The organism is Okeania sp. SIO3B5 (assembly GCF_010692555.1).
Lineage (GTDB): Bacteria > Cyanobacteriota > Cyanobacteriia > Cyanobacteriales > Microcoleaceae > Okeania.
In genome coordinates this window covers 19,525-42,871 of record NZ_JAAHHG010000031.1, presented here as the reverse complement: position 1 = coordinate 42,871, position 23,347 = coordinate 19,525, and the positions used below count along the sequence as shown (strand labels likewise).

At 37.1% G+C, this 23,347-nt stretch carries 10 protein-coding genes; 3 read left to right on the top strand and 7 right to left on the bottom strand.

Going from position 1 to position 23,347, the window contains the following annotated elements; genetic code table 11:
- Positions 1 to 203 precede the first annotated feature (203 nt).
- Positions 204 to 377 carry a hypothetical protein gene (locus F6K54_RS07180; RefSeq protein ID WP_293076026.1) on the bottom strand — a complete coding sequence of 58 codons (174 nt, stop codon included), beginning with the start codon at positions 375 to 377 and terminating at the stop codon, positions 204 to 206.
- 26 nt (positions 378 to 403) lie between these two features.
- Between F6K54_RS07180 and F6K54_RS07175 the strand changes: the two genes are divergently transcribed.
- From F6K54_RS07175 to F6K54_RS07165, 3 genes are all read left to right on the top strand, one after another.
- Positions 404 to 2,305, top strand: coding sequence for a WD40 repeat domain-containing serine/threonine-protein kinase (locus F6K54_RS07175; RefSeq protein WP_293076025.1), 1,902 nt, complete (start codon positions 404 to 406; stop codon positions 2,303 to 2,305).
- Between the two features lie 265 nt (positions 2,306 to 2,570).
- Positions 2,571 to 2,795, top strand: coding sequence for a hypothetical protein (locus F6K54_RS07170; protein ID WP_293076023.1), 225 nt, complete (start codon positions 2,571 to 2,573; stop codon positions 2,793 to 2,795).
- An 863-nt stretch (positions 2,796 to 3,658) separates the two neighbouring features.
- Entirely contained in the window at positions 3,659 to 5,542 is a 1,884-nt protein-coding gene (locus F6K54_RS07165; RefSeq protein ID WP_293076021.1) for a serine/threonine-protein kinase, read from the top strand.
- 436 nt (positions 5,543 to 5,978) lie between these two features.
- Here F6K54_RS07165 and mtnA read toward each other — a convergent pair whose 3' ends face one another.
- From mtnA to F6K54_RS07135, 6 genes are all read right to left on the bottom strand, one after another.
- Entirely contained in the window at positions 5,979 to 7,025 is a 1,047-nt protein-coding gene (mtnA, locus tag F6K54_RS07160) for an S-methyl-5-thioribose-1-phosphate isomerase (protein WP_293076019.1), read from the bottom strand.
- 1,333 nt (positions 7,026 to 8,358) lie between these two features.
- A complete protein-coding gene (locus F6K54_RS07155; RefSeq protein WP_293076017.1) occupies positions 8,359 to 9,645 on the bottom strand; it encodes an NAD(P)/FAD-dependent oxidoreductase in 1,287 nt (428 codons plus the stop codon).
- Positions 9,646 to 10,820: 1,175 nt separating this feature from the next.
- Positions 10,821 to 17,132: a non-ribosomal peptide synthetase gene (locus F6K54_RS07150; RefSeq protein WP_293076015.1), complete on the bottom strand. Its 6,312-nt coding sequence runs from the start codon at positions 17,130 to 17,132 to the stop codon at positions 10,821 to 10,823.
- A 373-nt stretch (positions 17,133 to 17,505) separates the two neighbouring features.
- Positions 17,506 to 17,802, bottom strand: coding sequence for a hypothetical protein (locus F6K54_RS07145; protein WP_293076013.1), 297 nt, complete (start codon positions 17,800 to 17,802; stop codon positions 17,506 to 17,508).
- Between the two features lie 22 nt (positions 17,803 to 17,824).
- Positions 17,825 to 21,961, bottom strand: coding sequence for a dynamin family protein (locus tag F6K54_RS07140; protein ID WP_293076011.1), 4,137 nt, complete (start codon positions 21,959 to 21,961; stop codon positions 17,825 to 17,827).
- Positions 21,958 to 23,313: an ATP-binding protein gene (locus F6K54_RS07135; protein WP_293076009.1), complete on the bottom strand. Its 1,356-nt coding sequence runs from the start codon at positions 23,311 to 23,313 to the stop codon at positions 21,958 to 21,960. The genes F6K54_RS07140 and F6K54_RS07135 overlap by 4 nt, the downstream gene beginning before the upstream one ends.
- Positions 23,314 to 23,347: the final 34 nt, after the last annotated feature.

The window sequence follows — 23,347 nt, the reverse complement described above, 5'->3', positions numbered from 1 at the left end:
AGATAAACGAAGACAGAAGGTAGAGGGCAAAGGGCAGAAGGAACAATTGGATGGAGTTTTTGATCCCAACCAATTTTAGGCACCATTTAGACGATGGGGTTTTATCAAAATAATTGGGTCTAAAACCCCGCTTTTTAAAGCGAAATATTTTTGGAGCGAAGCTCAAATCCCCTACTTCCCCTCCTGGGAGGGGCGGGGGTGGGTTAACTTCTGACTTCTAACTTCTGACTTCTGACTTCTGTCTTTCCTGATATCATCTCCAGTAGTATCGGAGCGTTTATAAAACAACGTAGCAATAGGAAAAAACCTTCTGCCTCCTGCCTCCTGCCTCCTGCCTCCTGCCTCCTGCCTTTTGCCTTCTGCCTTCCTTCCACCAAAATCTAATTACTCAACCGGACATGATATGAGTCATTGCCTCAACCCCAATTGTCAAATTCCCCAAAACCCAGACTCGAACATATATTGTCAAAACTGTGGCTCAAAACTACTACTGAAAGACCGCTATCGTCCCCTTAACCTCATTGGACAAGGAGGTTTTGGCAGAACATTCTTAGCTATCGACGAAGATAAACCCTCCAAACCCTATTGCGTAATTAAACAATTTTTTCCAGCATCCCAGGGCACAAACAATATTAGCAAAGCTGCCGAACTCTTTGAAAAAGAAGCTACAAGATTAGATGAATTGGGCAGACATTCCCAAATCCCCGAACTAATGGCCCACTTCACCCAGGATGGGCGACAATACTTAGTGCAAGAATTCATCGACGGACAAAATTTAGGCCAAGCTCTGGCAGTGGAAGGGCCTTACAATGAAGAGAAAATTAAAGCGTTACTGAATAATTTACTGCCAGTCCTGCAATTTATCCACTCTCACAACGTTATTCACCGCGACATCAAACCAGACAATATTATTCGTCGTCAAAACAGTGACAGTCAATTAGTATTAGTAGATTTTGGTGCTGCCAAATATGCTATTGGTACGGCACTGTTGAAAACAGGTACTACTATTGGCTCTCCGGAATATACTCCCCCCGAACAAAGCCGAGGTAAAGCAGTATTTGCTAGTGACTTATATAGTTTGGGGGTAACTTGCTTACATCTTTTGACCAACATTTCCCCTTTTGATTTATTTGATGTGGGTGAGGGTAATTGGGTATGGCGACGTTATTTAAACAGTAATTCTGTGAGCGAACAGTTGGGTTATGTTTTAGATAAACTGGTGGAAAATGCTATTAACCGTCGCTATCAGTCTGTTGATGAAGTCATCAAAATTTTAAATGCTAATACTCAAGTTAATTTGACTCGTATTCAAGATAAAACTGCTATCCAAACACCGGAGGTTACACCTGAACCTCTACCAACTCAAACTTGGAAATGTCTACATACTCTCACCAGTCATCAAAAATGGGTTTGCTCTGTTGCTTTTAGTCCTGATGACAATATTGTAGCGAGTGGGAGTGAGGATGAAACTATTAAGTTGTGGGAAGTAGATAGTGGCAGAGAAATATTGACTATGTTTGGGCATTCTGGTTATGTCAACTCTGTTGCTTTTAGTCGGGATGGCAAAATTTTAGCTAGTGGGAGTGATGACAAAACTATTAGACTTTGGGAAGTTGAGACAGGAAAACTTCTTTGTATTCTTGGTGACTGGAGTCAGGGGCAATATTTTGGTCATTCTAAGGGAGTAACGGCGATCGCTTTCAGTCCGGATGGCAAAATTTTGGCTAGTGCAAGTAAGGATAATGATGTTAAACTTTGGCAACTTGGGGACGATATTTATGACTCTAACTATGGGAAGGTGATAATGACTTTGACTGGGCATTCACGTCCAGTGCGTGCGGTTGCTTTTAGTCCTGATGGTAAAACTTTGGCGAGCGGAAGTGAAGATAATACGATTAAATTATGGGATTTAAATTTAGGTAATGCTGTTCAGACTCTATGCAATTATTATCAGGGAGTACATTATATTTATGCGGTTGCTTTTAGCTGTGATGGTAAAACTTTAGTTAGTGGCGGCCGCGATCGCAATATTAAAATTTGGCAAATAGAGCAAGGTGAAATATTAAAGACTTTGGAGGGACATTCAAAAGATATTTGTGCCATAGCTTTTAGTCCTCAAGGAGATATTATTGCTAGTGGTAGTGAGGATGAAACTATTAAGATTTGGCATTGGGAAACAGGCCAGCAAATTGCTAATTTAGAAGGTCATTCTAAATATGTTAATTCTGTTACTTTTTCTCAGGACGGAAAGAGTTTAGCTAGTGGTAGTAGTGATAATACAATTAAAATTTGGCAACAGGAGTGATTAAGTCAAAAGTCAAAAATTATCAAGTCAAAAGTCAAAAGTCAAAAGTCAAAAATTTATCAAGTTAAAAGTTAAAAGTCAAAAGTCAAAAATTTATCAAGTTAAAAGTCAAAAGTCAAAAATTATTATTATGTCAATTAAGCTTTTCTAAAGCACCTTTTTTAAGTCAAAAGTCAAAAGTCAAAAGTTAAAAGTTAAAAATTATGATTATGTCAATTACAGCGAATTCCTAGTATATGAAGTACAAAGATTAACAATTAAATGAATGCAAGTGCGGGCATCTTGCCCGCGACGGGTGTACCTCATTAAAGTTGAGTCTGTTGTAAGCACCTTTCTTAAGTCAAAAGTCAAAATTTTATCAAGTCAAAAGTCAAAAGTCAAAATTTTATCAAGTCAAAAGTCAAAAGTCAAAAGTCAAAAATTTATCAAGTTAAAAGTCAAAAGTCAAAAATTATTATTATGTCAATTACAGCGAATTCCTAGTATATGAAGTACAAAGATTAACAATTAAATGAATGCAAGTGCGGGCATCTTGCCCGCGACGGGTGTACCTCATTAAAGTGCAACTTGTTGTAAGCACCTTTTTTAAGTCAAAAGTTAAAAGTCAAAAATTATCAAGTCAAAAGTCAAAAGTCAAAAGTCAAAATTTTATCAAGTTCAAAGTCAAAAGTCAAAAATTATTATTATGTCAATTACAGCGAATTCCTAGTATATGAAGTACAAAGATTAACAATTAAATGAATGCAAGTGCGGGCATCTTGCCCGCGACGGGTGTACCTCATTAAAGTGCAACTTGTTGTAAGCACCTTTTTTAAGTCAAAAGTCAAAAATTTATCAAGTCAAAAGTCAAAAGTCAAAAGTCAAAAATTATTATTATGTCAATTAAGCTTTTCTAAAGCACCTTTTTTAAGTCAAAAGTCAACAGTCAAAAGTTAAAAGTTAAAAATTATTATTATGTCAATTACAGCGAATTCCTAGTATATGAAGTACAAAGATTAACAATTAAATGAATGCAAGTGCGGGCATCTTGCCCGCGACGGGTGTACCTCATTAAAGTGCAACTTGTTGTAAGCACCTTTTTTAAGTCAAAAGTTCAAAGTCAAAAGTCAAAAATTATTATTATGTCAATTAAGCTCTTCTAAAGCACCTTTTTATAGTACTACGCAAATAGGTTATATAGTGCCCATATAATCTGTTATAACAAAAATCATTACCCTTTGAACCTTTCTTTTCCTTCTGCCTTCTGCCTTCTGCCCTCTGCCTTCTGCCTTTAAGGCAAAATCTTTTAATGAAAACTGCTATAAATTATCGGGTGTGCTGACTAAATTTTATCGTTAGGAGAGTAGAAAAAATATGAATTACTGCCTTAAAGAAAATTGCAACAATCCTAGTTCTCCACCAGAAGCTAGAATCTGTTTAGCTTGTGATTCTATGTTACTTCTAAAAGACCGCTATAGGACTATTAAAATGATTGGCCAAGGAGGCTTCAGTAAAACTTATTTAGCAGTAGATCAAGATAAACCTTCTAAACCACCATGTATAATTAAACAATTTTATTTTATCTCACAAAATGAAGTAGATATAAAAAGAGCGATCGCTTTGTTTGAAAAAGAAGCGGAAAAACTAGATACTTTAGGAAAACATCCTCAAATAGCTGAATTATTGGCAAATTTACATGATGATTATTGTCAATATTTAGTCCAAGAATTTATACCTGGAAAAAATTTAGCTCAAGTTTTAGAAACAGAAGGAATATTTTCCGAATATCAAATTCGAGAACTATTAAATAGTCTTCTGCCAGTGCTAGAATTTATTCACTCTCACAACATTATTCATCAAGATATTAAACCTGAAAATATAATTCGTCGTTTACCATCAAATTCTGCTTATCAAGCTGGAATAAAAGGTCAATTTGTATTAGTAGATTTTGATGTAGCAAAACAGTTAACTGGAGCACCAATATTTAAACCAGGCACGATATTATGTACTCCCGAATATGTAGCTCCAGAACAACTAAAAGGTAGAGCAAATTTTGCCAGTGACCTATATAGTTTAGGCGTAACCTGTATCAATTTACTAACCAATATTTCTCCATTTAAACTATTTGATACTGGGGAAAATAAATGGGTATGGCGAGATTATTTAATTGATAATCCGATTAGCAAAGAATTGGGAAATATTCTCGATAAACTAATTACTGAAGCTACAAACAAACGTTATAAATCTGCTACAGATGTCTTAAAGGATTTGAATTACGGAAAATTACCACCCCCACCTCAGCCATCTTTACTCCAATTTTCATTCCCAAAAATTTCTCTCAAAGATACAAATTATGTACCAGGATTACATCTTTATTCTTGGGGAAAACCGCAAACTATTTCCGGTCATTTAAGTTCAGTTTCATCAGTTGCCATTAGCCCAGATAATCAAATGATTGCTAGTGGTAGTTTTGACCGGACAATTAAATTGTGGAAATTATCTACAGGAGAATTATTAGACTCTTTTATAGCTTCTAATATAGTTTTATCAATTGCTTTTAATCCTCAAAGTAATATCCTAGCTATTGGTAATGTTGGTGGAATTATTAATATTTGGGATTTAGCTACAGGTACAATAAGTTGCAGTTTATCCAGACATTCTAATTCTATTATTTCAATGCCAGTAGTATTTAGCCCAAATGGAGATTTTATTGCCAGTGGTAGCGACGACCAGACTATTAAAATTTGGCATCAAGAAACTTGTCAACTTTTGTACGGCATCAAAAATTCTCGTGGCATTAATGTAGTTACTTTTAGCCCCGATGGTAAAATTCTAGCTAGTGGTAGTAGCGATAATGTAATTAAATTATGGGAAGTAGAAACAGGTAATCTTATAGATAAATTAATCGGACATACTAGAGATATTAATACAATTGCTTTTAGTCCTGATGGTAAAGTTTTAGTCAGTGGTAGTAGTGACAAAACAATTAAATTATGGTCTGTAGAAACAGGTAAATTAATCAAAACAATTACAGGGCATTCTGATTGGGTTAGATCTGTAATTTGTTTGGATAAAAAAACAATAATTAGTGGCAGTGCAGATAAAACTATTAAGATTTGGAATATGGAAACTGGAGAAGTTATTAATACTTTAAACGGGCATTCTAAGGATGTAAATTCTGTGGCAATTAGTGGCTATGATAATACAATTGTGAGTGGAAGTAGTGACAATACCGTCAAAATTTGGCGTTGTGAATAATACTATGTCTGGTTGAATACTTATTATTAAAATAGTAGGGGAGTAGGGGAGTAGGGGAGTAGGGGAGTAGGGGAGAATTTTTTTGCCCAACTCAGCAGCAAAAATGCTAACTTTTTGAGCATGAAGAGCTGAAAACCAAGGTATTTCAGACCTAAAAAGGCTAAAACCTTTATTTGTAAATGTTTTTAGATTTAATCAGCAAGTCCTAGTTATAAATAAACGACTGAGGAGTCAGGACTCAGGAGGGAAGAAAGAAGCAAGAAGAAGAGGAAAAAGAGAAAGTTTTTTTTATCACTAATTATCCAGACATAATATTAAGAGGAAGGAAGGCAGAGAGAGGGAAGAATGCAGAAGGGAATATTGGTTCAACTCGATCTCCCCCACTCCCCCACTTCCCCACTCCCCTACTCCCCCACTCCCCTACTCCCCCACTCCCCTACTTAAGAAACTGTCCTAATTCTCCCGGCGCAACAGTACCATATTCTGTCATAATTCCTGCAATTAATTCCGCAGGGGTGACATCAAATGCTGGATTATAAAATTCTACTCCTTCCGGACAAATGCGTGTTTCTCCTACTTGATATATTTCCACCGCATCTCTCTCTTCAATTGGTATTTGACTGCCATCAGATATTTTAAAATCTATTGTTGATAAAGGTGCTGCTACAAAAAAAGGAATATTATGTGCCTTCGCCACAATAGCTAAACTATAAGTACCAATTTTATTAGCAGTATCTCCGTTAGCAGCAATTCGATCTGCTCCCACTACTACAGCATGAATTAAACCTTGTTTCATACAATGAGCAGCCATGTTATCACTTATTAAGGTGACAGGAATATTTTCTTGCACGCATTCCCAAGTCGTGAGTTTTGCACCTTGGAGACGAGGACGAGTTTCATCAGCATAGACTTTTGCTAACCTTCCCTCTCGCCACGCTGAACGAATAACACCCAATGCTGTACCATAACCAGCAGTAGCTAAAGCACCAGCATTACAGTGAGTTAAAATATTCAATTTTTCTGGAGAAGTCGGTAAAACTTCAACTCCGCGATCGCCTATAGCTTGACAAGTTTGTAAATCTTCTGCATGAATATTTTTAGCAGTTTCTAATAAAGCAGTTTGAATTTTTTCTACAGAACTATTAGTTTCATTTGCTACCTTCAACATTCGTTCAATTGCCCAAAATAAATTAACAGCAGTTGGGCGAGTTTGTCGTAACATTACAGCCACTTCTTCTAACTGTTTTAAGAACTCATTTCTATCAGTTATAGAAATTTCTTTCGCCCCTAAATACATTCCATAAGCTGCCGATACACCAATAGCTGGTGCCCCACGAACTATCATTGTTTTAATAGCTCTTGCCATCTCCATAGAGTTATTAATTTCTACAGTTTTATATTCTCCTGGTAAACAAGTTTGATCAATTAATAAAACACGGTCATTTTGCCAGATAATTGGATTAACCTCTGTGATTTTAGACATAGTATTCTTCTCTAATAATTAACTTGAATAGTAGGTTGGGTTAAGCGACAGCGCAACCCAACAATTATAGTAATTTTAAATATAACGCTTCTCTAATTTATGAGGTACAGTTTTAGATTCCCCCCCTGCCTCCAGATCCCCCCTAATATCATGTCCGGTTGAATACTTACACTTTGGAGTCAGGAAGGCAGGAGGCAGGAGGCAGGAGGCAGAAGGGAAGAAAAGGCGCTCATGAGAAAAAGTTTTTTATCACTGATTATCCGGACATGATATAACCCCCCTTAATAAGCTATCCCTTATAAGGAACTCCTGAAAACCTTGTGGCAAGCAGGGGAGCAGGGTACCCACCCCTCGCCCCTCCCCCTCCCAGGAGGTAGGGCTGTTTCATTCTCAATAGACACGGGGACGCACCAGACACGGAGACACGGGGATGGAGGCTTTTAAGCGGTATTGAACCAGATATCCTCTCAGAGTTTAACTACACCTATTGGCGCTCAAAATAGGCAAATTTTAGTAAATTTCAGTGTTCCTCTATCCCCATTACTCCCATTCTCCTTAAATCGTTAATATACCAGGACTTACGCAAAGGCACTACATAAGGTGTGCTGCTCAGTTACGCTAGCGCTAACACACCCTACCAATAGCGTTCATGCGTAAGTCCTATATACTATACTTTGAAACAGCCCTGCCTCCCAGGATGGGAAAAAGGAGAAAGAAGAAAGAATCATAGTAGATAGGAAAAACTACTTAAGTTATCAAAAAAAATGTACTTTTTAGTACACTTTTTCTCTGACAAAAATCTTTTAAAGACTTGAACATAACTTGTCTATGGGTGTCAATTTTTATGTTAAGAAAGATGTTTATAAAGCATAGCTTAATAAGGGGGGAACCGCTTAAAAAGAGGGGAGGTTTCAAAGTCCCCCTTTTCAAGGGGGATTTAGGGGGATCGTAAATGTACCTCATCTTTATGAGAAATGCTATAAACATCTCCAATAATAAAAAATAAAATTAATTATCCCACATAAATTATCAATTCTTTCCCCCCACTACTCCTTACTGAAAAATTGTGGTTTAAAGCCTCCCCTTTTAAGGGGATAATAAAGAAAAATTTTCCTGTTCGTTAATCCTATCCGTTGGGTGCATCTCAATTTTGAATAAAGCCAAAAAGTTATTGCTTTTAGGGAACAGGGAACAGGGAACAGGGAATATATAGGAAAAAAGTATTTTTGCAAATATGAGATGCACCCTATCCGTTTTAAAAGAGAGGTAATAATTAATAATTAATAATTAATAATTAATTATTAATTGTTGAATCCCTCTTTTCTGGAGATGTCTAATTCTTCCTGCCAAAATAATGAGTTAATAACTCATAGCTGATAGCTGATAGCTGACCGCTAAATGCTTGCATTTGTTGCCAACCAAACTTAATTTTACGTTGTAAATACTTACCCAGTCCTTTATACAACTTTTGAAAATTATATGCAAATAAAATATTCATCATATCCTCTACTGTCAAAGATTTTAAATAATTCACTCCTTTGTCAATCAACTCATCACTATCTTGCATATATCTTCTGCGCCCCATCTGTTCAGAAATATTCCATTTAATCGCATATCGTCTCTGCATTTCTCTTTGATATGAACGAAAACTAGATAAGCGTTTATCGAGATATTTTTCTATATATTTACTAGCAATTTCTGCATTATCCATACCATGCCTAATTCCTTCCCCACCCAACATATTAATAGTAGAAACAGCATCACCAATAGCAATAATATTATCTTGGCAATAAATATCCTTTAATCCCACAGAATATCTAACAGTTGAACCATGAGAATCAATTAATTCATACTCCTCAAGTTTCATATAATCTTTAATCAATAGTTCTAAATACCACCTCATAGATTTTGTTTCAACTATTTGTTTATGTTCTAAATTAAACCGCGCTACACCTATTTTTAATCTGTGCTTTTCTGGTTCCATAGGAAAAATCCAAGAATAACCTTTCGGCATCCATTTATGACCTAAGAAAAAAATCAAATCCTTAGCGTATTTCTCATATTCTCTTGGTTCAACTTCTATTAAATATTCAATTCCAGCAGCAGTTAAAAATTGAGGTTTACTACTTTTTTTGTCATACATTACTGCCCTTGCTGGCCCCGTTGCATCAACTAAAACTTCTGTACAAACAGTAAATTTTTCACCTCCGAAACGCCTCATTTCTACAATAGTTTTTCCACCTTCTTGAAAATGTCTAATGTAGCGACAACCCATCCAAACTTTACCGCCATAACTTTCCACTTCACCCGCCAAAAATTCTCTAAGTTTGGCAAAATTTAAAACTGCTCCTAATATTTTTGCTGATTCCCAAGTATGACTAACATTAGTTGTCACAATACTAATTTTCTGCCAATAACTACCGACTACTGTTTCTGGCAAATCAAATTTATCGAGAGTTTCTTGAGGAGTTGCAGCACTAGAAAAGTCATTTTTATTAAATGTTTCGTGCTGTTCAACTAATAAAACTTTTATTCCCAATTTTGCCAAACTTCTAGCACATTGACAACCTGTCGGGCCCGCTCCAATAACTACTAAATTAAAATCTTTTCTACTGTTCATAATAATAGTATTTACCATCTTTTTGAAGGGCTGCTTCAGTTGATATTAAGCAAATATAGGGTTCACAAGCTTCATTTCAGCTACAGTTGTCATGATTTATTCTTCCTTATTTTTTTTATTCTTTTACTTTCAGCTTAACTGATTTTTATATAATTATAAGTTAAGTTTACATTTTTTTAACAACAAAAAATAAGAACGATTCTTATTATTATAAAAATTATAATTATTGTCAAATTTGACTCAATATTAACGATGAAAAAAATTAGGATGAATTCAAACAAACGGAAATTATACAGGACTTACCGAAAAATTGTGTTTTAAAGCCGACCCTTTGAAGAGGATAATAAAGAAAAATTTTCCTTTGAGTCAATCCTCTTCTTTTAAAGGAGAGGTAATTGTTAATTATTAATTGTTAATTATTAATTATTAATTATTAATTATTAATTATTGAAGCATAACTACCAAACATATTAGGGGTTAACGGCCGTTAACCCCTCTCTACTGTTTTTATAAAAATTTTAATAGATGTACCCAGACAAAAATACAGTAGTATTTAGCACATTACTCTAGCATTCGCAGGGATATTGCCCACAATCAGAACAAGTATCTAAAACCGCTTGAATAAGGGAATTAGAGCTGTTTAAATTCAACAGGTTTGTTCGGGAACGGCGATTAACAGTAATTTTACTGTGAGAAGCATTAGATTCTGAGGGTTGATTCATTATTGATTTTCCTTGAGTTTTACATCTCGGCAAGTATACTACAGAACCTTAAAATTTGCAAATTCAGTAGTTTTACTTAAATTTATCAGGACTTACGGACAGGCACTAAATCCAGTGAGGGCGTTAGCGGAGCTTGGCGTTAGCCAATGCCATTCGCCCCTACAGATGGTGGTTTAAAAGTCAATTTGCGTAATATAGAATCCGGTTGAACAGTCGTCATTGCGACGATAGGAAGCAATCTCCGCGCACCCCTGAGATTGCTTCCTTCCACTCCGTTCCACTCGCAATGACTTATATCATGTCCGGTTGAACAGTGATAAATAAATAACTACGGAGGAGTCAGGAGTCAGGAGTCAGGAGTCAGGAGGAAAGAGGCAAGAAAGAAGAAGAACTGGAGTTGAAGGAGAAAGTTTTTTATTACGCTCTTATCCGGACATGATATAAATCCCCCGTTCAACAAAAAGCGTAGCAACATCTGGCTTCCCCCGATCCTGTGAAGGAAAACCAGGATTGAGTTGCCGCAAACAGGCGGTTGACATTGTTATGTTGAATCAACACCCCTTTTGGCTTACCAGTTGAACCAGAAGTATAGATGATGTATGCTAGATTGTTAGATTTAACGGAGGTTGTCAGATTGGTTGGAGCTTGTTGTGCAATCTGATGCCACTCAGTATCTAAACAGAGCGCAATATCAGCAAGGGAAGGAATTGTAGATTTAAGCTTTTCTTGGGTAAGAATAATTGAAATTTGAGTATCTGCAAGTATAAAACCTAGGCGTTCTGGTGGAGAGTTGGAGTCCAAGGGTACATAGGCCGCACCTGCTTTGAGAATTCCCAACAATCCTATTATCATTTCCAGCGATCGCTCTACGCAAATACCTACCAGAACTTCTGGTTTGACTCCTAAGCTTTGCAAATACCGCGCCAGTTGATTTGCTTTTTCATTTAATTCGCGATAGGTGAGTTGTTCGTCTTCAAAAACAACTGCCACCGCGTCGGGAGTGCGTTCTACTTGTGACTCAAATAACTGATGAATACACTGATTTTGAGGATAGGTTGTTTTGCTATCGTTAAGGTAGTGTCCCTGATATTCAGTTTTGTAAAGATGGGAGTTCGGTTCCGTGCTAAAGGGATTGGGGATAAATTTTTGCGCGGTTAATTCCGGGCGATTGAGATAACCTCTGGCTAATCCCGCGCCACCAATATGAAGTTCCCCTGGCACGCCGATGGGGACGGGTTGGAGATGTTTGTCTAGGATATAGATTTGGGTATTAGCTATGGGACGACCGATCGCTGGTGATATCAAATCCCTTGAGTTAGAGATAACTAACCCAGAAGTGGTCACGACAGTATTTTCAGTTGGCCCGTAGTTGTTGATCAGCTTAAATGGAATAGAATCGGAGGTAAAGCGAGAAAGTTTATCTCCACCTACGAGCATTGTTCGCAAATGAGTATTTTCTGGCCAATTCAAATCTAGCAACTTTTCTGCTAGTGGTGTGGGTAAAAATGTAATTGTGATTTTGTTGCATACAAGCCAATTGAGCAGCTTTTCTGGGTTGAGAATTGTTTCAGGTTTCGCCAGATAAATAGTGCTGCCTGCTGTTAAGTATGGCCACAATTCCCAGGCTGATGCATCAAAAGCAGTTCCAGCGATTTGAGTAGCTCTGTCTGATGAAGAAATATCAAAATTTCTTTGATGCCAATAAACTAAGTTAACCAGTCCAGAGTGATGAATTAAAACTCCTTTAGGTTTGCCTGTCGATCCAGAAGTATAAATTATATAAGCTAAGTTATCCGGTTTCGTCTGATTAATTGGGTTTTTTTCACTTTCTGAAGCGATTTCCCCCCACTGGGTATCCAAACAGACTACCTGAGCCTCTGTTTTTGGCAGTTGTCTCACTAACTTAAATTGGGTTAACAACACTGGTATTGCTGAATCTTCTAACATATAAGTCAAGCGTTCTGATGGATAAGCTGGATCTAACGGTACATAAGCTCCACCAGTTTTGAGAATGCCGAGTATTCCTACTACCATTTCTAGAGAGCGATCAACGCATATTCCTACCAGAACTTCTGCTCTGACTCCCAAATTTTGCAAATACCGTGCCAGTTGGTTTGCTTTCGCATTCAATTCGCGATAGGTGAGTTGTTCGCTTTCAAAAACAACTGCCACCGCATTGGGAGTACGTTCTACTTGTTCCTCTAGTAACTGATGAATACACTGATTTTGAGGATAGGTTGTTTTGGTATCGTTCCACTCTATTAATAATTGATGGCTTTCTGCTTCTGTTAATAAGGGAAGTTTGCTAACTCGTGTTTTTGGATGAGTAGCGATCGCTTCGAGCAGAGTCTTAAAATGTCCGATAGCTCGACGAATAGTTGCTGGTTCAAACAAATCCCGATTATATTCCCAATATCCAATTAATCCTTTTTCTGTCTCCTCCATTGACAAGGTTAGATCGAATTTAGCTTTAGCACTTTCCATCTGCAACCAATTAAAACTCACCCCCGGTAAGTCCAGAGGTGCCATCGGAGCATTTTGCAGGGCAAATGCTACCTGAAATATGGGCGTGTAACTCAGACTGCGTTCTGGTTGCAGTGCTTCTACCAATTGCTCAAACGGTAAATCCTGATGAGCGTAAGCATCCAAAGAAGTCTGCCGTATCTGATGCAACAAGTCAGTAAAACTGGGATTATCTTCAAATTGAGTTCGCAGCACCAACGTATTGACAAAAAAGCCAATTAACCCTTCTATTTCACTGCGGTTGCGGTTGGCAATGGGTGTACCAACAACTATATCTTCTTGACCAGAATAACGATAAAGTAAAGTGCTAAACGCAGCAAATAGGGTCATAAATAGAGTCACTCCTAATTCTTGACTCAAACCCTTGAGTTGTTTTGTGAAATCGACTCCAAGCTCAAAAAACTCTTTACCCCCAAGAGCTGTCTGCACCGTTTTCCGAGGATAGTCTGTAGGTAATTCTAATAGAGGTGGCGCTCCTGCTAACTGTTTTTTCCAGTAATCTAGTTGCGGTGCTAGAATTTCAACAGTCGCAGGTTGCCGTTGCCAGCAAGCAAAGTCAGCATATTGAATTGGCAGTTGGGGTAAGGGTGAGGGTTTCCCTTGAAAATAAGCTCCATAAAGCACTTCCAATTCATGGCTAAATACACCTGTTGACCAACCATCAGTAATAATATGGTGCATTGTCAGCAATAGCACATAATCATCGACTGCCAATTGCAATAGGGTAACTCGCACTAAAGAATCATTTGCTAAGTCAAATGGTTGCTGAATTTCTCGTTCACCCAAGTGTTGTACTTCTTTTCGCTGTTCCTCTGGTGGCAACTGCTGTAAGTCAACAATAGGAATTTTCAAATCCAGTTCTGTGTGAATAACTCGCACAGGAGAACCAGCGATCGCCTGATAATTTGTCCGTAAGTTCTCGTGACGGCGAACTATTTCTTGTACTGCTTTTTCTAATGCTTCCACAGAAAGCGAACCGGATAGACGCAACCCTTCTTGCTCGTTATAAACGATAGTTCCTTCCTGCAATTGGTCTAAAAACCATAGTCGTTGTTCGGCAAAAGATAGGGGAAGTTCTTCATCTCGCGACACTGGTTTTATAGGAGCTAATTGTTGGCGAGTTGCTCCTAATATCAGCTCCCCAAATTCTGCCACTGTTGGAGATTCAAACAACCGATGCAGGGACAGTTCTATCTGGAAAGTATCGCGCACTCGTGAAATCAGTTGAGTTGCACCAATGGAGTCTCCTCCCAACATAAAGAAATTGTCTAATACTCCAACTTCATTGAGACTGAGAACTTCTCCCCATATTCCTGCGAGAATTTCTTCTGTGGGAGTTCGCGGTGCAACTAACTCCACATCCAGAACCGGACGAGATTTATCTGGAGCAGGTAGAGCGCGTCGGTCAATTTTTCCGCTCGGTGTGAGCGGCAGTTTGTCCAGAACAACAAATGCTGATGGCATCATGTAATCTGGCAGTTTTTCTTGCAGGAACCCACGCAACTGAGGGATTAACTGACTGTGTTTGGTTCCGGTGTATGGTTGATTAGCATAAACATTCCAAGGTTTAAACTTGGGTTGTTTAGGGCAAATGACCGTGCTGTCTGCAATTAAATTGGTATCATTCCGTATAAATATCACATTATAGTAACCATCAGCATCATTACCAGACCAGGTAATGTTTATCCGATAAGGAATCTTTTCCTGCAATTCCCACCATTCTTCCGGTTCAATTCCGTTTCGGGTAATTTTTTGTTGCAGTTCCCCTACAGTTTCAGGACAATTTGAACTTGCTAACAATGCCATTGCTTGCACATCTGCCCAAATTCTGGCGTTGGGAATGCGGGTAACAACGAGTATTTCTGGGGAAGTTTCTAACAATTTTTGACAAACACCATCTACAGTCAATTCCCCCCCTTCCCAAGGGGGGGTTAGGGGGGGATCTTCCTCTTTCAAAAAGGCGTTTAGGGTGATATCTTCCTGCCAATTTAGATAAACTGGAGGAGTTGTCGAAGAACAGACTTTTTTTCCTAAATGGAGAACCACATCGTAACGGAAGCGAGTCAATTCATTTTGATAATACCCGCGCTTGAGTTGAACTTCTACATGACTAATTTGAGGTAAATGCGCTTTGAGAGCAATAAAGAACTCAGGGTCAATAATTAGTCGTTGTTCTCGGGATAAGCGCGAAGCTATCCGTTGCCGTAATTCAGCTATCGAAAGAGAAGCGGAAGCTTGATACAACTGCACCGACGTATGAAACGTTTCCAGCAAAGGCAAACTCAGTATATCCCCCAGAAAAATTTGACCTCCAGGTTCCACTAACTTTACCGCTGTTTCTATAACCTGAACTAGATAGTCAATACTGGGAAAAAACTGAATCACTGAGTTAGAGATAGCTGTATCAAACGGTTCATTGACAATTTTTCCTAACCCATCCGCAGGTGTCTGACGCAGCACTACTGAAGATGCTAACTCACTATTATCAATTTGTCTTTCTAGATAGCGAATTGCTTCCCCAGAAAGGTCTGTAGCGTAGTAATATTCACATTGAGAAGCCATCCGAAACAGTAGCAACCCCGTCCCGCACCCAATTTCTAACAGTCGCTGTGGTTGCAAAGATAGAATCCGCTCTACAGTATGCTCTACCCACTCTCGTACTTGTTCGGGGTCGAGGTCTTTCCCCGTATAACTATCGTTCCAACCACCGATATGAAAACTCCCATCTTGCCCATTGTCTGGCTGAATATAAGCTTCATCCCAGATTTTTTGCCATTGTTCAGTTTGCTTGACTGCATTTTCTGTATCTGCTTCGGAACCAGGAACCAGGTAAGCAACGAGGCGTTTTTGGTTGGGGATATCTTCCCGCGCAGTAACTACAGCTTGTTTGACATCAGGATGTTTGCTCAGGGTTGCCTCTATTTCTCCAAGTTCGATGCGATAACCGCGAATTTTGACTTGATGGTCAATGCGTCCCAGGTATTCAATGTTGCCGTCGGGTAGGTATCGAGCTAAGTCTCCTGTTTTATATAAAACTTTTGACTTTTGACTTTTGACTTTTGACTTAAAAAAGATAAATTTTTCTGCGGTTAGTTCTGGTCTATTTAGGTATCCTTTCGCTAAACCTGCACCGCCAATATGCAATTCTCCTGGTTCACCAACAGGTACTTGTTGCTGATTCGGATCGAGAATATAGGTTTGAGTATTAGCAATTGGTCGCCCGATCGCTACTGCTCCTTCACCAGGTTTAACCTGGTAGAGAGTTGCCCAAACGGTAATTTCTGTGGGTCCGTATAAATTCCAGAGGGAGTCACATTTTTCTAATAACTTGTCTGCTAACTCTCTCGATAACCTCTCTCCAGTAGAAATAATTTTCAGATTTTGACTACCTTGCCAACCAGCGTCTAGCAACATTCGCCAAGTTGCTGGAGTTGCTGACATAACTGTAGGATTTTGGGATGCTAGCAACTCCATTAATTGTGGTGGATCTTTGACTACTTCTCGACTAGCTAAGACGACGCGACCTCCGATAGTTAATACTCCATATATTTCGGGAACTGAAACGTCAAATGATATAGTGGTGACAGCTAACATTGTATCGCCAGCACCGAGTCCCGGACAAGTAGCGATCGCCTGTAATAAGTTGACTACAGACTTGTGAGCAATTTGCACTCCTTTAGGTTTTCCAGTAGAACCAGACGTATAGATGATGTATGCTAAATTTTCAGAACTTATATTACTGTCAGGATTTTCTGGACTCTGTTGCGATATTTTCTCCCAATCATTGTCTAAGCTAACCATCAAAGAAGAAGTTGCCAGCGTTGCCAACTCCAGCAATTTTGTCCCTAGTTTTTCTTGAGTAACTACAATTGACAAACCCGCATCTTCAACCATGAAAGCTAAACGCTCTGTCGGATAAGCTGGGTCTAACGGCACATAAGCGCCACCCGCTTTTAGGATTCCCAACATAGCGATAACCATGTCCAAAGAGCGATCGATGCAAAGACCCACCAGCACTTCTGGCCCTACCCCCAAATCTTGCAAGTGGCGGGCGAGTTGATTAGCTTTGTCGTTCAACTCCCGGTAGGTTAGCTGTTTTTCCTCAAACACTACCGCCACCGAGTTTGGAGTTTTTTCTACCTGTTGTTCAAATAACTGGTGGATACACTTGTCCTGGGGATACTCCATAGCAGTATCATTCCAAGAGGTTAAGAAGCGATCGCTTTCTTCTTTTGTCACCATAAGTCATTTTTCCGCTAATCCTACAAAGGTAATATTTTCATATCAATCTAATTTAGTCAAGCTTGACATCCTCCCGACGCTGCTCTAAGAGACAGTGCGGGATTCCCGCTCCATCACTAATATCATGTTCGGTTAAATACTTATACTTTGGAGAAAGGAAGGCAGAGGGCAGAAAGCAGCTATGCTGAAGGGAATATTGGTTCAAACGAGATAAGGTTTTTTATAACTGATTATCCGAACATGATATAATAAGAGTTTTTTTCTCCTTCCTGTGGTGCTTTTGTAATAGATAATGCTCGCTTTTACTCCAACTGTGGCTACTCGCTTAACTAGGAGTATAGTGCTATGCGCACGTCATTTCAGTTATCAGTTATCAGTTGTCAGAAGTTAGTAGGGGCGAATGGCCATTTTGTTCGGGACATGAAACGCCCCATAGAGCATTAATGAAGGTACTTTTAGCACGTTTAAATTCTCCAAAAACAGCAATGGAAAAAGAATTATTTTCGAGTCTTTGTAGAACATCGTCAGTTAGTTGAATAGACTTTTCTAGATTCAGTTTTTCAGAATATTCTCTTAATTTTCTGAGAATGTTTGATAATTTAAAAACTGTTTGCTTGTAATTAAGTAATGGCGAGAAATGAGATTTTTCTATTTGATTTGTATTATTCATAATTGTACATGATTAGGATTTATTATAGTTCTGAGTCATCCATATTTACTTGTTGTCTAAGTCGTTGAGATAAGCGCAGGGAATTACTCAGAATTATCTGTGTTTCACCAGCCATATAATCCAGTTCTTCCCGTTGAGGTTTGAGTTGAATTTCTTCTTGTTTGAGTTTAGCATACTGTTCATTTAATAGATTTTTGATCTTAGTTAGTTTTGAATCTCCATGTTCTTGAACTTTTTCCAAAAGTTGAAATATCTTGTTAAGTACCTGAGCAGGGATTTGCTGATATTTATGTTCTTCTTCAAGTTCTTTCTTAATCAAGTTAATAAAATATATTTGACTGTCTTCCTCAGTTTTTAACTCAGAAAACAACTTTTTATAATCATCCAGCAACTTGTTCTGTTGGATATCTAAAGCATTTTGCTTAAGGCTAATAGTTTTGAGAATCTCATTGGCTGAATGAATAATTCTATTGATTGGAATTTGTAAAAAAGCCCCTCCTCTTTCTTGAGTTAGAAATTTCTCTAAAGCTTCCTCAAATTCAGGAAAGCGACTTTGAATTAAAAGTTGATTATTAGAATTCTTTTTTGCTTGCAAAGCTTGATAAGCAGAAAGAGGATAAATTTTCATTGTAGCAAGCTTTTTACTATCAATTTCATACAGTGGAGAATCCTCAGAATATTTTTCTTTGATTTTATCCATGACTAGATGAGAAATACGGTTTCGGATATACTGAATTGCTTTTTCAACATCTTCTGAATTGGAATAGCGGTCAATTCCTGTAACGACAAAAATGATTGGAACTATATCGCTATTTAATAACCTAGTTTCTATAAATTCTTGTTCAAATTTTGAAAGAGGAGTTTGAGCCATTATAACCATAATAATTGCATCAACTTTAGGCAGTATTGAAAGCACTGCATTTGTCATATTAGGTTCATTATTTAACCCTGGTGTATCTATAATATCTACATTATTCTGACAATAACTAACTGGATGGTAAACTATTACTTCTTTAACATGAGCCGCAATTTTTTCTACTTCTGGTGTTAGTTGGGTAACATAATCAGATAACTTATCAGTAGCTATTTCTTCCACTAAACCACTTGTAAATATTACCTTCACTAAAGGTTTAATTCCATAGGTAACACGAGTAACAGTAGCAGTACAAGGATTAATATCTGTTGGCAATATATCCTCACCAATTAAAGCATTAATAAAGGTACTTTTACCTCGTTTAAACTCTCCCACAACCGCGACTGCAAAAGAATTTGTTTGAACATCCTCTAGGACATCATTAATCAAGAAAATTAATTTTTCTAACTTAAATTTTTGGGAAAATTGTTGTAGTTTCTCTAGACTATTTACCACCATTTCTAAAGTTTCTTTGTAATCTGTAAAACCTGAAACTTTGGGACTCATAAAAGGTGAATTCAGTGCCTCAAATGTAGCATTTTCTAGCCATTCTTTAACCTGCTCGGTTTGTTTTCGTTCTTGTTCTGCACGTTGACGATTCCTTTTAACTACTTCCAGTAATTGTTCTAACTGTTGACGAGTTTCTTGGAGTTCTGCTTCAGTTTGTCTATTTATTTCTTTGCTTGTTTCTAGTTGCTCTAAAAATCTGGAAGCGTGTGCTTCACGAATAAAATAAACTAGATAATCATGAACTAATTGATAGCTGTTTTCTGGATTTTCTGGTATTTCAAACACCAACCTAGAAGCTACTAAAATCTCTAAAACTAAATCTAAATTTTCAGTTCCTAGAGTTAGATTCTCTCCTAAATCTTTCAACTCTTTTTCTAATGCAAAACGAGTTTTCAGTGGTCTATTATCTTTTTCATTAGTTAGCAAAAATAGAATTAAATTTGCTAGCTTTTCGTTTTCTCTTCCGCAGTCTTGTACAACTGATTTTAAATAACGCTTGACTAACTCTTCTTTACTGCCACACTTCTGATATTGTTCCAGATTAATAATCTTCTCTTGTTGTAGTTGCGCTCCCACTACTTGCAACTCAATAGGACGTATTTGATCATCTTTTTCTCCCAAATCTTTAACAAGTTCCTCAATTAAATCCTCTTCTAAACGAAGATTAGATTGCTGAGTTAATTTATCAATTAAACTTTTTGCTGTATCAACAGAAAAATTAGTAATTTCATAAAGGACATTCTTGCTGAGAATATCATCACTAATTTTTGTCATTCCTGGTCTATTCAGCAATAAATGGATATAATCTTGACGCAAGGAAAAAATAACCTTAAGAGTAATAATATCTAAACATTTTCCTAAAAATTCAAACAATTCATTTCTCAGTGCTTCTGTATCAGCAATAAAAAAGAATTCCTCAAATTGGTCAAAAATTAAAACAAATCGCAGGTTTTGGGACTGACTTTTTTGTAATTGTTCTAAAATAAATTCTGAAGAGTTTAGAGGGTTAGTTAAGTTAATCCCATTTTTTGCTAGAGCTTTTTTTAGTTTTTTTCCTAACTCTTCCAGCCAATTAGTATAACTACGAATATATACAGGAATAAATTTTTCTAAACCAATAAATTCTTGTTCTAAACTAGGCACTAATCCTGCCTTGATTAAAGAACTTTTTCCTACTCCAGAAACGCCATAAATAACAATTACTTTTTTGTCTTTTCGCTTAACCCATTGCACTAAATTTTTCACATCTTGATCGCGACCTGAAGAAATTATTTCTCTAGGAAGATTTAGGAAGCCATTCCCAGTTAAGTAGGTAGGTGCTAAAATTTCTTTGCTTTCTAGGTGACTTGCACCAATAAATGGCTTTCGACCATATCTATATTTAGTCCTTTGAGATCGTTGCTTAATTTCAAAAGCTTTACGATATTCTTGGTTATCAAAGTAGAGTTGACGTAAATTGTAGAGAATATCTAGATATAATTGAACATCAAGAACCAAATAAACTTTATATCTAGTATCTATAGAACGTTCAGCAATTTCTAAGTTTTCAATTGCTTCCTGATACTTTCCTAAATGTTGTTGCGCTCTTGCTTTTATAAAATAACATCTACTAAAGCTTGGAATAACTACCTGATTTTCTGATTCTATTGGTGGGTGAAGTTTTAGAGATTCTTGAGCTAAATTAATTGCTTTCTCCCATTGCTCTTGGACTAAAGCTACTTCAGCCAGAAAAGTATAATCTTCTATTCTTCCTGAAATTATCATACCCTTTTGATGCCATTCTAAAGCTTTTTTAGCAAATTCTTTAAGCTTTTCCCAGTCTTCTAGCTTCCTAAAAATTCTACCTAATTTAGTAATAGAATCAGCCATTAAATCTGGTCTTTTTGCCTGTTCCCAAGCCTGTAGTGCTTGTTCTAAATAATTTCTAGTCTTTTGCCAATCTGGATGCTCAAGTGGTTGTTTAAAAGCTTGCAGATAATAACAAAAAGCAATTTTACTCAGTATTGTTCCTTGTCTTTCTAAATTACCAAGTTGTTGCCAAACCTCAAACCCTTTTTGATAATGCTCTAAAGCACTATCTCTTTTCTTATTAATATCTTTAACAAAGCCTAATAAAGATTGTAAATTTGCTTCTAACTCTAGGTCTTCTGCACTGTGAAAATCTCTCTGTGCCGCTTCTATTTCTACTTCTAGTGCTAAAGCTTCACCATGAGTTAGTTGTGGGGAATTATGAGTAAAAAACTCTTCGGCTTTATCTTTCAAAATAATGGCTAGTTCTTCCTTTGTAATCGTAAATTCTTTCGTTATTCCCCAATTATCAAAATTAGGGGCTGAGTCCATGAATTCGACTTGGACTCGATCGTCAACCCATAATATTAAAGGGAAATGAAAGTTTTTCTGGAACTCCTCCCGGACTTGATCTGCTGATGCTAACATCTGCCGAAGGTTAATCACAGTTTCTAACCCCAAAACCATCACAGCTAATGGTTTTTTTCCTGTAATTTGAGTTTGAATAGTTGTATACAAAGTAATATCCAATGGCTGAATAACTACTGTTTCAACTAAACAAAATTCTTGTAGACGTTGAACTAAGCGCTCCCTTAAACCCGTATAATTACAATGGGCAAAAATTAACATAAACTCTCCCTGAAAATCCTCTATTGTTGAGGCTAATTTCTTGAGAGAGCTTTCTTGTTCATCCGTAATATTTAACCTTTTCTGTGATTCATTCATCATTGTAATTCAAGTGCTTCTGCCAAAATAGGATTAATATCAAACCAAGATTCATCATTTTCTATATATTCAAAGACAAAATGACTGCGAATGAGCTTTTGATAACCTATATCATCACTGACCTTTTTTCGTTGCTTTACTTGACGCAATAACTCCCATTCTTGATCGGAAATAGCCATAGTCCTTTTATTTCGGCGAGTACGAATGACAGTTTCTAATACTTTCCCAGAAAGAGGTAATTGCATTTCTTCCATAATTAATGTACTTAAAAGGCTTAATAAGTCCCGCACATGACCACCGCTGACACGACATAAACGCTCCAAAGTCTCAGTAGAATCAAAAATTTCTGTAATTTTGTGGAGACGTTGTTCTGGTTCAATATTAGGAAAAACTCGCGCTAATACCATCTTTTGTAGTAGCTCCATTCCTTCTTTATGGTTTTTGCCATTCTTAAACTTTACAGGAACCATGGGTAAAACATCAGGAGCTTCCCCAAATCTGTTCTCAAGTCTGCCAAAATCATTGGAGAACATTAGAGAGAGAGGCATGGTATAGACTAAGTGACAATTTAAACCTTTGAGGAATTCTCCCTGATCGATAAATAGATATTCCTGCTGAGGTATCCCAAAAGATTTAACTGTATTGTCAATTCGGTCTAGGTTATCCACAATTACGACTAATCCTTCTTTGCCCTTTTGTTTGAGCTTGGCGATCGCAGGTTCTAATAATTCCTGATTAATTGTTTTAATTAAGTCAATTTTTTGAGGTCCTAAATATTGGTTAAGTTGCTGACGTAGCTTCTGGTCACTTTTTGCCATCATCGTAATCTTACCAATGCCAAATGATAAAGAAAATTCTCCTTCTTTATTAGTAGTTCCTCCTCCTATTTTTCCTAATTTGGGAATGCCTATTTCTAAACCTTTAACTTCTGCATTCAAACCTTGCCAAACATCTTTAATCAACTTTTTCAAACCTGTTGCTTCTAGCTTAATTTGATTTTCCTCTAAATTTTCACTGATACGACGAGCAATCACTAGGAGTACATCAATAAGATCAACATCACCAACGTCTAAATCTTCACTTGACTCAAAATAAACAACATGAAAATTTTTATTTTCTAATTCTACTTTAAGTCGTAATAATTCTGTAGATTTGCCACAACCAATATGTCCTGTAAAAAGACTACAAGTAGGTTCGTCAGTATCAAAAACGGTAATTTTATTTTTGAGTTTAGTAATAACTTTACCTCCTCGCACTGAAGCAAAGTCAATGTAATATGCTTTATCTTGAGCATTTTCTATATTGAGAGCTTTATTAGGATTTGTAGCTCTACGAAATTCTTTTAAATCTGTCATTTTAGTTATCAGTTATCAGTGTTAGTCTACTAAA

Excerpts from the sequence above, each read along its gene's own strand:
- F6K54_RS07170 (WP_293076023.1), top strand. The coding sequence starts at position 2,571 with ATGCAAGTGCGGGCATCTTGCCCGCGACGGGTGTACCTCATTAAAGTT.
- F6K54_RS07150 (WP_293076015.1), bottom strand. The coding sequence starts at position 17,132 with ATGGTGACAAAAGAAGAAAGCGATCGCTTCTTAACCTCTTGGAATGAT.
- F6K54_RS07140 (WP_293076011.1), bottom strand. The coding sequence starts at position 21,961 with ATGATGAATGAATCACAGAAAAGGTTAAATATTACGGATGAACAAGAA.
- F6K54_RS07145 (WP_293076013.1), bottom strand. The coding sequence starts at position 17,802 with ATGAATAATACAAATCAAATAGAAAAATCTCATTTCTCGCCATTACTT.
- F6K54_RS07175 (WP_293076025.1), top strand. The coding sequence starts at position 404 with ATGAGTCATTGCCTCAACCCCAATTGTCAAATTCCCCAAAACCCAGAC.
- F6K54_RS07135 (WP_293076009.1), bottom strand. The coding sequence starts at position 23,313 with ATGACAGATTTAAAAGAATTTCGTAGAGCTACAAATCCTAATAAAGCT.
- mtnA (WP_293076019.1), bottom strand. The coding sequence starts at position 7,025 with ATGTCTAAAATCACAGAGGTTAATCCAATTATCTGGCAAAATGACCGT.
- F6K54_RS07165 (WP_293076021.1), top strand. The coding sequence starts at position 3,659 with ATGAATTACTGCCTTAAAGAAAATTGCAACAATCCTAGTTCTCCACCA.
- F6K54_RS07155 (WP_293076017.1), bottom strand. The coding sequence starts at position 9,645 with ATGAACAGTAGAAAAGATTTTAATTTAGTAGTTATTGGAGCGGGCCCG.